Source organism: Rhodoplanes sp. Z2-YC6860 (assembly GCF_001579845.1).
In the GTDB taxonomy this organism is placed as follows: Bacteria; Pseudomonadota; Alphaproteobacteria; order Rhizobiales; family Xanthobacteraceae; genus Z2-YC6860.
On the sequence record NZ_CP007440.1, the window covers coordinates 6,841,101 to 6,853,270 of the forward strand.

Here is a 12,170-nt window from a genome sequence, read left to right on the forward strand (position 1 = left end):
GATCGGCTCAGATCCAATCGCCTAGATCGAAGTGTGGTGCACGCCTTCGCGGACCGTGAGGTCCTCGCGCTTGGCTTCCGCAAACGGCACATTGTGCGGCAGTACGAAGGTCGCCGACCGCACGCGCTGGTTTTCCGGCTGCAAGCCCGGCGGCGTCACGCCGTTCTGCAGATCGCGCGCGATCTTCAGGAGCCGCGCCCGCGCCATGATGATGGCGTTGTCGGTCGAGACCAGGTTTTCCTTGGTGCGATCCTGGATCGGCCCCATGCTTTCCTGCACGGCCGCATCCTGCATCGCGATGCCTTTGACGCCGCAATAGGTCTCGCCGCGCTTCTGCGCCGCACGATCCATCATGTAATCGTTGTCCATGTTGATGGTCGGACGGAACGAGCCGTCGGGGACCAGCACCACATGCGTGCCGCCGCCCTTCTTCATCACGTCGATCTCCATGTCGGAGAGCTTTCGCGTCGGATGATAGGTGAAGGTCCAGGTGAAGCAGTTATTGTCGTCGATCGGCACCCAGGCGTGGGCGTTCAGCGCGTTGTCGCCGTAGGGCGGCACCATGGTGTACCAGGGCATGATCCACTGGGTGATCCGCCAGTAGTAATGGCCTTCCTCAGCGTTGCGCCGCGCCGCGATGTACAGGCCGCCGGAGGATTCCACGATCTCGAACTTCGGCTTCTGGTCGGACTGATAGCCCGCGCCCTTGGTGTTCCGATGAAGCGGGTCGCGATGCATGTCGCCGGAGTGCAGGAAGGACACGTGGCTGGAGTCGATGCCGCCCTCCATCGCCTGCAGGTAGTTGCATTCCTGCAGGCGCTTGGAATTGTAGACCTGGGACTCGGGCAACATCCCCCATTCGAATTCCGGAAACGGCGGCTGCAATTCCGGCGGGCCCATATAGGCCCAGAGAATCCCGCCGCGCTCGATCAGCGGATAGGACTTCAGCTTGATCTTCTGACAGAAGCCGCTCTCGGAGGGTTCCGACGGCACCTCGATGCACTGGCCAGTGTGATCGTATTTCCAGCCGTGATACGGGCAGCGCAGACCGTTCTGCTCGTTTCGTCCGAACCACAGCGACACGCCGCGGTGGGCGCAGAACTCGTCGGTCAGCGCGTAACGGCCCTGCGTGTCGCGCCAGGCGAGCAGCCGCTCGGACATCAGCTTGATCCGCACCGGCGGGCATTCGTTCTCCGGCAGTTCCGACACATGCATCGCCGGAATCCAGTAGCGCCGGAACAGATTGCCCATCGGCGTGCCGGGGCCGGTCTCGGTTGCGAACTTGTTCTGTTCAGCTCTGAGCATGGGCTGCTCCTTGTTGTTTCGCCCCGACGGTTCGCTCGATCTTACAACAGAGCGAGCATGCCGCGCATCTCTTTCAACCCGGCACGTACACCCACAGGTCTACTTGAACGCGCGCACCGGGAACCGGCAGCCACGCGGTCTCGACCGGTGACAGCGGCAATGGCGCACGATCCATCGCCTCGTCCCACACTTCAATCGCGGCCGGAAGATCGGCGAGATCCGTATGGAATTGCTGAATGCGCACAGCGTTCCGCAGAGAGGTACCGGCCGCGCGGCAGATCGCTTCCGCCTGCCGGATGATCGATCGCATCTCGGCTTTGATGGGAATGCCGTAGAACGGCTGGCGCGCATCGACCTGCGCTTCGGGGATCAGCCGGCCGCCTTCCATCGCCATCAAGCCGGAGAGGAACAGGAGATCGCCAGCTTTGACGGCCGACACCCAGCCGTCGAACAACGGCGGCTCACGGCCGCGGATCACCTCACGCCTGGTCTTGCCTTTCGCGGCAATCGAGATGGTGTTGATCTCCATCAGGAGCTCGTTGATGGCGAAGCCCGGCTTCGAGGTCGCGATGATGGTCGTCGCCGGCGGACTGTTCTTGAAGTGCGACATCCAGACTTCGTTGAAGCCCGGCACATCTTCGCGGTCGGTGAGATAGACCTGCGCCTTCACCACGCTGTCGGGGCTTGCGCCCGCGGCCTTCAGCGAGGGCAGCAGCTTCTTCGTGATGATGAACTCGCTTTCGAGCTTCACGGGCCACTTGCGCCACGGCGCGCGCGGATCGCGCACCTGCGGATCGAGCGCCGGCCCGTCGTCGCTCATCGACTCCGCGGTCTGGCCCGGAATGAATCGGAAGTCGCCGGCGCTCAACGCCGGGCTATAGCCCGACACCTGCGGAATGCTGTAGCCGGCCTTCGCAGTCTCGTGCCTGGCTTTGAAGCCCGGACCGGGCACTGCGGCCATGATCTGGATCTCGATGGTCTGGCCGGTGCGTGAAAACCGCTGATGCAGGTTCGAGGTCGACGGCGGGATCTTCGAGCCGAACACCTCGTGACGCACCTGATGATAGGGATGCATCGCGCGCTGTGCCGAATAGTACTGATCGACGCGCACCACGTCGGTGAAGTCGGCTTTGGCCTTGACCAGCACCTCCTTCACATTGCGATAGATGCGGCGCGACTCGCGCTTGTGGTGCGACTCGCCGTTGAGCGGCCGTGCCGCCTGCTCGACATCGGGCGCGAGCCCGTTGACGTAGTCGGTCGCGGCCTGACCGGTGGCGAACACCCAGCGGCCGGCGCGGATGCCGCGCGCAAGCCGCGCGGTCGTGTGCGGAATTTTCACCGGCAGGATCGGCTCGACGCTCTGTTCCGCAGCGGTCTTTTTCTGAGCGAGCGAAACACCCGCCCGCGATGGCCGTTTCATCCTCGACGTCCTTATGTCGTCTACTCGATCTTGATGTTCGATTCTTTGATCATCTCGCCGTATTCATCGAACCGACGACGGATGTAGCTTGCGAACTCGTCGCCGCACTGGCCGACCGGATAGAGCCCCTGCAACGCGAGCTTGGCCTTGACGTCGGGGTCCTTCAGCGCGGCCTGCAGCCAGCCGCTGATCTGCGCGATCGTTTCCTTCGGCGTATGCGCCGGCGCAACGATGCCGAACCAGTTGTCGACTTCGAGATTCTTGAAGCCCTGCTCGTCGAAGGTCGGCACATCCGGCAACGGCTCGATGCGTTTCGCGGTCGCGACGCCGAGCGCGCGCAGCTTGTCGGACTTCACGCTCTCCGAGACCACCGCCCAGCCCGAGAACGCCGAGGTCACGTGCTGGCCCATAACCGCAGTGATTGCCGGCGCACTGCCCTGATAAGGCACGTAGGTCATGGTCACGCCCGCGTGCTTGGTCATCTGCGTGAAGCCCATCTGGAACGTCGAGCCCGGACCGACAGCAGCCATCGACAGTTCGCCGGGCCGCTTCTTGGCGTCGTCGAGCAGGTCCTTCAGCGACTTGTAGGGCGACGCGCTGTTGACCACGAACACTGCAGGCGATTGCACCAGAAGGCAGATCGGTTCGAACGCCGTGACCGGATGGTAGTTCGCCTTCCGGGTCTGCGCGTCGATCAGATACGTGTTCGCGGTCATCAGCAGCGTCATGCCGTCGGGCGCCGCGCGCGACACCTGCTCGGTGCCGATCATGCCGCTCGCGCCGGGCCGGTTCTCGACCACGAGGGTGATGCCCTGGGCGCGGCCGATCTGCTCGGCCATCAGGCGCGCCACCGCGTCGGTCGAGGCGCCGGGCGGCACCGGGACCACGATCCGCACCGTCTTGCTCGATTGCGCCAACGCGCTGCCGATCGACAACGCAAGCGCCGCACAAGAAACCGCCAACCAAGACCCAACCCGAACCATCGTTTCGCCCTCAACCCTGCCCAGCGCGCTAACCTGCTCTATCGAAAGCGTCATCGCAAGAACATGAGCCGATGACGATGTCGCATGGAATTGCAGGGTTTTCGGGCAATTGCATCCCTGAGCGTTTCCGGGCATGAAACGGTTCGACATGCAGGAATAAGCAAGCGAAGCCGAACGATGGCGGAGCCAATCGATCTCATGTTCAATCTCTCGGGCAAGCGCGTCTGGGTGGCCGGCCATCGCGGCATGGCGGGCTCGGCCATCGTGCGCCGTCTCGAAAGCGAGCGCTGCGACATCATCGTTGCCGGCCGCGACGAGGTCGACCTGCGCCGTCAGGCCGATGTCGAAGCCTGGATCGAGCGCGCGCGGCCCGAGGTGGTGTTCTGCGCCGCCGCCAAGGTCGGCGGCATCAAGGCCAACGACTCGCTGCCCGCGGATTTTCTCTACGACAATCTCGCGATCGAGCTTGCGGTGATCCACTCGGCCTACAAGGCTGGTGTGAAGAAACTGCTGTTTCTCGGTTCGACCTGCGTGTTTCCAAAGATGGCGCCGCAGCCGATGCCGGAGAGCGCGCTGCTGTCGGGTCCGCTCGAGCCGACCAACGAATGGTACGCGGTCGCCAAGATCGCCGGCATCAAGCTCTGCCAGGCCTATCGCCGGCAATACGGCGCCGACTTCATCTCGGTGATGCCGACCAATCTCTACGGGCTGCGCGACAACTACCATCCCGATCATAGCCACGTGCCGGCGGCGCTCATCCGCCGCATGCACGAGGCGAAGCAGAGCGGCGCGCCGACCGTGACGATCTGGGGCACCGGCACGCCGCGCCGCGAGTTTCTGTCCGCCGACGATCTTGCGGACGCCTGCGTGTTCCTGATGCAGCGTTACTCCGGCGAGGAGATGGTCAATATCGGCATCGGCACCGACATGACCATCGCCGAGTTCGCGAGCACGATCGCCGACGTCGTCGGCTACAAAGGCAAGCTCGTCTACGACACCTCGAAGCCCGACGGCACGCCGCGAAAGCTCGTCGACACGGCGAAGCTCGCGGCGCTGGGCTGGCGCGCCATGACACCGCTGCGCGACGGGCTCGCGAAGGCGTATGAGGATTTCATCCGCAACCACGCCTGACCGCGCGCGTGAGTTCCGGCGACCCCTGTGCGATCCCTGATTTCGGCTTGCTCGGAAGCCTAAGATCATGGATGCATTCGTGAGCGGCGCCTTTTGCCGTGTTGTCGAGTGTTGGTTCCGATTGGATGCCCATGGATAGCCGGGCGGCGTGGCTGGTGACTTTGGCGTGCGGCACGGCGGTGACGCTCGGGGCCGGGACGCTGTTTTCAAATCTCGGCACATTCGATTCCTTCAAGGACTCGCTGGTCCGGACATCGGCGACCGCCGGTCACGACGGCAAGGCCGTCGACGGCGCGGGTTCGAGTTCGAACGCCCAAGCTCAACTCCCGCCGCCCGGCGAGCCGGGCCCGCCGGGACCTGCGGGAGCGCCCGGCGCGCCCGGACCTCAAGGCCCGGCCGGCGAGCAGGGTGCGGCCGGCGAAAAGGGTCCAGCCGGTCCCGCTGGTGCCAAGGGTTCGGCCGGCGCCAAGGGCGAGCCGGGTGCCAAGGGCGAACCTGGCGCCAAGGGCGAAGCTGGCGCAAAGGGCGAACAAGGACCGCCCGGCCCTCCCGGACCGCGCGGCGAACCTGGACCTCAAGGCCCGAAAGGCGAGCCCGGGCCGCAAGGTCCAGCCGGCAACGCCGCAGGTCTCAAGAGCGAGGCCGGATCCGCAGGCCCGAAGGGCGACGCAGGTCCCAAGGGCGACGCGGGTCCCAAGGGCGACACAGGTCAAAAGGGCGACACAGGGCCGCAGGGCCCGAAAGGCGAGCCCGGCACGCCGGGCTTGAACCTCCGCGTGGTTCGCGGCCAGCCTTCGGCGTCGTGCCGCGCGGACGAAACGCTGATCGCTGCCTACTGCGTGAGTGGCGCGGACGAGATACAGTCGACGCCATTCATCAGCCCGCCCCGCGGTGCGCGTTGCGTCGGCGTGATAAGCCCTGCGGTGGTGATCACCTGCGTGAAGCTGCCGGCCGCGCCCTGAGTTTCCGGCTGCAGCCACGAATCTCTGCCCAACTGTGGACAAGCGACAACACATAACCGCGAGTTGACCCGGTCGGGCGCTGCTAGTTGTTGGCAAGCCCGGCAGTTCGAATATGGTGTCACCCGAGTGATCTGGGAGCGCGTCATGAATGTGCGTCTTTTGATGTTGTGTGTATCCATTGCGGTTGTGTCGTTTGCCCACACCCTGGCCGATGCGGCTCCTGCAAAACGGACAAATGCGACGCCGGTGACACTGCGGGCAAAGCCCCTCGGGGTCAGGACGGCGGCCTGCAAAAAGGATTGCACCTCCGGCAATGTCCACGGAGATTACCGGCCCTACGGCGCAGCCGATCCGCAGCTCAAATCCCCCGAAGGGCGGAAGATGTACAACGAATGCGTCAAGCTGTGCCTTGACCCATTGCCCGGGATTTACGTTCAGAAGCCGATCATCGAGGGCGGCGGTTCCTGGTTCGGCAAGACCAAAGCCGACTGCCTGGGTTGCCACGCCGCCGGCGCACCCAAGAGGGGCTGGGCCGGGGTCAATATCGTTCCGGACGCCCTCAAGCGGCCTCGCGATCAGTGACCGCGATGCGGTCCGCCCGCTATGCTCCCCCTCTCGCATGTCGGGAGGAACGCCATGGCGAACAACAAAATGCTGCGCCGGAGTTTTCTCAAAGGCGCAGCGGGCACCGCTGCCGTTGCCGGTCTGACGCCGGGACTGCGTCTGCCCGCCGCCGCCCAATCGGCGGCCAGCCGTCCGGCTGATCTCGTCCTCAAGAACGGCAAGATCATCACCATCGACGGCCAGTCGAGGGTCGCGCAGGCGGTCGCGGTTTCCGGCGATCGCATCATCGCGGTCGGCTCCGACGCCAGCATGGCGGCGCACACTGCGCCCGGCACAATCGTGCGCGACCTTAACGGCCGCACCGTCATTCCGGGCCTGAACGACGGCCACGCACATATGGATCGCGAGGCGCTGCGCAACGTGTTCCCCGCGTTGGGACCGGTGCGCTCGATCAAGGACATCCAGGACCGCATTGCCGAGCTCGCCCGCGGCAAGAAGCCCGGCGAATGGATCGTCACCATGCCGATCGGCGATCCGCCCTATTATTTCGACGTGCCCGACATCCTCGCGGAGAAGCGCTGGCCGACCCGCCAGGAGCTTGATGCGGCAGCGCCGAACAATCCGGTCTACATCCGCGCGATCTGGGGCTACTGGCGCGGCACCTTCCCGATTGTCTCCTGCGCCAACACCGAAGCCCTGAAGCGCGCCGGCATCACCCGCGACACCCCATCGCCCTCGCCGACTCTCGTGATCCAGAAGGACGTGAACGGCGATCCGACCGGTGTCTTCGTCGAGCAGGAGATGGCGCCGATCGCCGAGATGATCTGGTTCCGCGAGGCGACGCAGTTCACGCAGGCCGACCGGCTGCGCGCGCTGCCGCTTTCGGCCAAGGCGTATCACAGCTTCGGGACCACCAGTGTGTTCGAAGGCCACGGCGCCGCGACCGAGTTGTTGAAGGTCTACAAGCAGGCCTATCACGACGGCACGCTGACCATGCGCGCCACGCTCGCGCTCAGCGCCAACTGGACCGCCGCCGGCAACGCGCCGCTCGGGCCTTTCGTCGAAGCGTGGATGGGCTGGCTCAGCGAACCCGGCTTCGGCAACGACTGGCTGAAGATGGGCGGGCTCTACGTGCACATCGGCCGCAGCGCCGCCGACGACGCGCGCGCGGAGGCCGCCCCCTACACCGGCTGGGCCGGCTTCAACTCCAACCACGGCCTGCCGCGCGACAAGGTGAAAGAGCTGCTGCTGCATTGTGCGAAGAACGACATCCGCCCCTGCGCGATCGCGGGCGGCGGCGGCCTTGGCATGCTCGACCTTTACGAGGAGGTCGACCGTGTGGTCCCGCTCAAGGGCCGGCGCTGGGTGATCAGCCACGTCAACGTGATCTCGCCGCGCGACGTCGAGCGCATCGCCCGCATGGGCCTCGTGCTGACCACGCACACCAACGCCTATCTCTACAAGGCGCTGGACGCGACCGCGAACAAACTGCCCGCCGATCAGTACGACCACATCGTGCCGATGAACGCGCTGCGCGAGGCTGGCGTCACGGTGTCGCTCGGCACCGACAACGTGCCGATCTCGCTCTGGCTGCCGGTGCAGCAGACCATCGTGCGCAAGGACTACAAATCCGGCCGTCAGGTCGGCATGAAACAGGCGCTGTCGCGCATGGAGGCGCTGCGCTGCGCGACATTGAACGGGTCCTATCTCAGCTTCGACGAAAGCCGGAAAGGCTCGCTCGAAGCGGGCAAGTTCGCCGATCTTGCGGTGTTGAGCGCCGATCCGCTGATGGTCGCGGAGGACAAGATTTCCGAGACCACCGCGCTGATGACCATGGTCGGCGGCAAGGTGATGCACGAGACGCCAGGCTGGTTTGGGTGAAGTCAGCCAACGACGGTGGTGCTCACCCTCCCCCTCTAGGGCAGGGCGATCGCATTGTTCGCGGGCGAGGCCACGAGTCCCCTCTCCCGCTTGCGGGAGAGGGGACCAAATCGCAACAGCGAGCCATATGCGATCGCCCTGCCCTCCAGGGGAGGGTGGGCGTGCTGCGGCAGCTCGGCTTTGATCTTCTGATTCAATTGTCAAACAGCCCGCGCTTTTCAGCGCATCCCTTCAACATCGATCCAGGCGTGATTCATCGGCCCCTTCAAAGCAGGCGCGGGGCCAGCGCCTCTCTCTTTTCCTCCCCCTCACAGAGTGAGGGCGCGGAGCGCCGGTTGGCGCTACGTGGTCGTCGGCACCTTGGGAGGTGCCGCGGGCTTTTTGCGAAGCCCGCTCGCCTCCCGGCGCTCCACTTGTGGCGATTTATTGCGAGGCCACCGTTCGAGATTCGATCGGACCGGCTGGGCTTTCACCCACCATGCTCCAGGGGGCATTTGCGCCCGCTTTCACCCGACCGCGCCCTGCCACTGAAGGCGGCCCCCTCATCGGGGACGGACGATGACCTCGCACCCTGGGACGTGGTCACGAGCCACGCCTGCAGGCGCCACACCCCGCTCCGCCAAATAGACGTCTCTAGATGACGCCCTCAGTGAACGAGGCAGAATCGCGTCTAAACGTGATTTGCGAGAATGCAAAGTGAAAAATGAGGCTCGCTCTCTCCCCACCTCATCCTGAGGAGCCGCGCGTCAGCGCAGCGTCTCGAAGGATGAGGTGGGGAGAGTGCGCGGGCCCAGTACTAGGAGTGACTTGGCTGATCCGCGAGCCGCTCAAGCCGCTCGGCGAGCTTGCCGAGTTGCCACTTGCGCGCCAGGGCCGCGGCGTTGACCCAGTCCGGCTTCGTGGCTTTCACCACCGGCAGCGGCGCCTTGTTGTCCATCGTCGCGATCTTGCGAAACAACCGAAGCTGCTCCGCCTCGCGCTGAAACCGCCCGGCCTTCAGCATGGCTTCCAGCGTGCCGTACTTCAGCAGCAGCGCGGCCGCGCCATCGGCTCCCACGCCTTTCGCACCGGGCAGCTTGTCGGACGGATCGCCGCGCAGCGCGATGAAATCCGGCACCTGCTCGGGCAGCACCCGGTATCGCTCGACCACCTGCTCGGGTCCGATGCGCGCGATCTCGCCGGCGCGAACCGGATAGAGAACGGTGCTCGTCTCCGACGCGAGCTGGAACGTATCGCGGTCACCGCTCGCCACCACGACCGGCCATTTGCGCTTCTTTGCCAGCGCCACAGCAGCCGCCAGGAAATCGTCGGCCTCGTAGCCGGCCTTCCGCGCATTGACGAAGCCGCAGGCGGCGACGAACTCGCGAAGTAGCGGGAATTGCGCAAGAAGCTCGCGATCGAACTGCCGGCCCGACTGGTAGGCCGCGAACGCCTTGTGCCGATAGGTCGGCGCTTCGAGCGTATCCCAGCCAACGACAACGGCGCGGGGCTGCTCGGCTTCATATAATTTGAGGAGGAAATTGGCGAAGCCCAGCACGGCGCCGGCGGGCTTGTTGCCGGCCATCCGGATGGTCTTCGGCAACGCATGGTAGGAGCGGTGCGCGAAAGAATCGCCATCGACCGCGAGCAACGGCCCGGCGGGCTTGCGTTTTGCCGCGCGGCGGATTTGTTTTGCGGACATAACAGTTGCTCCACTGAACGCTAGCACATGAACCGCTCGTTGCCACAAGCCTCGCAAGCCGCTTCGTTCCGGCTCCGCCAGCTGATCGAGCTGCGGCCCGGGCCGTGGCGCTGGTGGCTTGCCGTCCACACGTCGATCTGCCTCGCTGCGCCCGTCGCGATCGGCTGGGCCGCCGGCGACGTTCCGGCAGGTCTGATCGCCGCGATCGGCGCGTTCACGGCGCTCTACGGCGCCGACCGTCCGTATCGGAACCGCGCCTTGGTGCTGGCGACGACGGCCCTTGGCTTCGCATGCGCTGTGGCGCTCGGCGTCTGGTCACAGACGTTCGGCCCGGCCGCCATCGTCACCGTCGTGCTGGTGGCGATGGGCGCGACGTTCCTCTGCAACGCGTTTCGCATGGGCCCTCCCGGCGCCTATATGTTCGCGCTGGCCGGCGCGGTCGGCACCGGCCTTCCGATCCAGCATCTCACCTGGTGGCATGCGGGACTGCTCGTGCTCGCCGGCGGCGGCCTCTCGCTGCTGGTGCGCCTCGCCGGCACGTTGAGAGATCCGCGCGGGCCCGAGCGCAACGCGGTGGCCGCGGCGAGCGCAGCGGTCGCCCGCTTCCTGCAGGCGGTCGGCAGCTCCGCCGAAGACACAGCCCGGCATGCCGCCGCCTTGGCTCTGCACGACACCTGGAACACGCTCGTGTCGCGTCAGCCGGCGCGCCCCTCCAATGACAGCGTGCTGCACCGGTTGCGCTCGATCAGCCGCGAGCTGCACCGGCTGTTCATCGACGGCATCAGCGCCGGGCCGGGCTTCCCTGATCGCGACACGCGCGTAAAGCAGGCTCGCGAGCTCGGCACCGAGGCGCGGTTGAAACAGAGCCCGTCCGCGCGCGAAGCGCCCGAGCACCTGCCGCTGGGACGGCTCAGCCTCGCCGAATCCCTGCGCGAAAGCCTGATCTGGCCGTCACCCGTTCTCGTGGTAACGCTCCGCGTCGGCCTCGCAGCGGCGGTGTCCGGCCTGGTGGGAGCCGCATTCAACATCGAGCGCGCCTATTGGATGGTCGCCGCCGCCGTCCTCATTCTGCATCAGGGCTGGGACTGGAGCCGCAGCCTGCAGCGCACCGTGGAGCGCGTGATCGGCACCCTGCTCGGTCTTGTGCTCGCGGGCGTGGTGCTCTGGCTCGAACCGCAGGGCCTCTGGCTCGCGCTGACGCTTGGCGCGCTGCAGTTCGTCATCGAGTTGCTCGTGATCCGCAACTACACGCTGGCCGTCCTCTTCATCACCGCGATCGCGCTGACGATGTCGTCCGGCGGCCATGAGGCGCCGAGCATCCTGGTGATGCTGTGGGACCGCGGCGTCGACACCGTGATCGGCTGCGCGATCGGCATCGGCGTGCTGCTGGTGACGGCGCCGCGCGCGGTCGCGGTTCAGATCCCGCAGGAATTGGCCGCCGCGCTGAAGGCCGCGCAGGAGGTGTTGAATTTCGTCGCCACCGGCGACGCGGTGTCCACCGAGGCCAAGCGGGCGCGCCGCAATCTGCAGCACCGGGCGATCGTGCTGCTTACGGCGTATGAGCTTGGCGCCGGTGCGCGGGCACAAGACCGCCGTTATGCGGAAGAATTGTGGCCCGCAGTGATCTCGGCGCAGCGCTTGCTTTATCGGGTGCTCGCGTTCTGCTGGATGCTGGAAGACGCAGGCCCCGATCGAGCGATCAAGATCGCGCGCAAAGAGTTCGGAGCGGATGGGTTTACGAACGTCAGTAACGCGCTGGACATACTTGCGAACGCAGCAACGGACGGGCGGCCCGCCACGATAGCCTCAGAGATGCCGGAGTTCTTGAAAGAAGAGCTCGACGATCTGTCCCGCTCATTGGCCCGGTAGCCCGAAGGCGCCAAGGAACGGGCCACGTAAGATCGTGGGGACCCGTGTCCATTCCCGCGCCGCCGGAGCCGCGCGATGCCCAGTCCACGTTGTCTAAAAAGTTTACTATTCAACTTACAATATGGCCGTCCGGCCGAATGGAATATCAATGTCACAGGCTCAATTTGAAACAGCCCGTTGCCCAAAGTGCCGGACTGAACTGCTTTACGTGACCTCTCTGCCGCATCCGCAGTCGCGGTCCATGCGGAAAACAACGTTCGTTTGCAGTAAATGCCAGCGAACCTGGACCTATCCCTTGGCGGTGGAAATTGCCGAGCAGTATGCAGCCAAGGCGGCGCCCATCGATGGCGACGCCGGCGTGCCGGTCTGAACCA

9 protein-coding genes are annotated in these 12,170 nt (G+C 65.5%); 5 read left to right on the top strand and 4 right to left on the bottom strand.

Annotated elements, in window-relative coordinates; all coding sequences use genetic code 11:
- Positions 1-21: 21 nt before the first annotated feature.
- The 3 genes from RHPLAN_RS31930 to RHPLAN_RS31940 form a co-directional block, all read right to left on the bottom strand.
- Positions 22-1,305, bottom strand: coding sequence for an aromatic ring-hydroxylating dioxygenase subunit alpha (locus RHPLAN_RS31930; protein ID WP_068027167.1), 1,284 nt, complete (start codon positions 1,303-1,305; stop codon positions 22-24).
- 73 nt (positions 1,306-1,378) lie between these two features.
- Positions 1,379-2,725, bottom strand: a complete 1,347-nt coding sequence (locus RHPLAN_RS31935) for a RidA family protein (protein WP_068027170.1) — start codon at positions 2,723-2,725, stop codon at positions 1,379-1,381.
- Between the two features lie 20 nt (positions 2,726-2,745).
- Positions 2,746-3,687, bottom strand: coding sequence for a Bug family tripartite tricarboxylate transporter substrate binding protein (locus RHPLAN_RS31940; protein WP_198164595.1), 942 nt, complete (start codon positions 3,685-3,687; stop codon positions 2,746-2,748).
- A gap of 198 nt (positions 3,688-3,885) precedes the next feature.
- Here RHPLAN_RS31940 and fcl point away from each other — a divergent pair, with 198 nt between their 5' ends.
- The 4 genes from fcl to RHPLAN_RS31960 all read left to right on the top strand — a co-directional run bounded on the left by fcl (position 3,886) and on the right by RHPLAN_RS31960 (position 8,246).
- Positions 3,886-4,839, top strand: coding sequence for a GDP-L-fucose synthase (gene fcl / locus RHPLAN_RS31945; RefSeq protein ID WP_068027176.1), 954 nt, complete (start codon positions 3,886-3,888; stop codon positions 4,837-4,839).
- Between the two features lie 131 nt (positions 4,840-4,970).
- Positions 4,971-5,801: a collagen-like domain-containing protein gene (locus tag RHPLAN_RS31950; protein WP_068027178.1), complete on the top strand. Its 831-nt coding sequence runs from the start codon at positions 4,971-4,973 to the stop codon at positions 5,799-5,801.
- Between the two features lie 144 nt (positions 5,802-5,945).
- Positions 5,946-6,383, top strand: coding sequence for a hypothetical protein (locus tag RHPLAN_RS39910; RefSeq protein ID WP_157100628.1), 438 nt, complete (start codon positions 5,946-5,948; stop codon positions 6,381-6,383).
- A 54-nt stretch (positions 6,384-6,437) separates the two neighbouring features.
- Positions 6,438-8,246: an amidohydrolase gene (locus RHPLAN_RS31960; protein ID WP_068027183.1), complete on the top strand. Its 1,809-nt coding sequence runs from the start codon at positions 6,438-6,440 to the stop codon at positions 8,244-8,246.
- A 796-nt stretch (positions 8,247-9,042) separates the two neighbouring features.
- Here the strand turns inward: RHPLAN_RS31960 and RHPLAN_RS31965 are convergent.
- Positions 9,043-9,927: a 5'-3' exonuclease gene (locus RHPLAN_RS31965; protein WP_068027186.1), complete on the bottom strand. Its 885-nt coding sequence runs from the start codon at positions 9,925-9,927 to the stop codon at positions 9,043-9,045.
- Between the two features lie 27 nt (positions 9,928-9,954).
- Here RHPLAN_RS31965 and RHPLAN_RS31970 point away from each other — a divergent pair, with 27 nt between their 5' ends.
- On the top strand, positions 9,955-11,796 hold the full coding sequence (locus RHPLAN_RS31970; RefSeq protein WP_068027189.1) for an FUSC family protein: 1,842 nt from the start codon (positions 9,955-9,957) through the stop codon (positions 11,794-11,796).
- Positions 11,797-12,170: the final 374 nt, after the last annotated feature.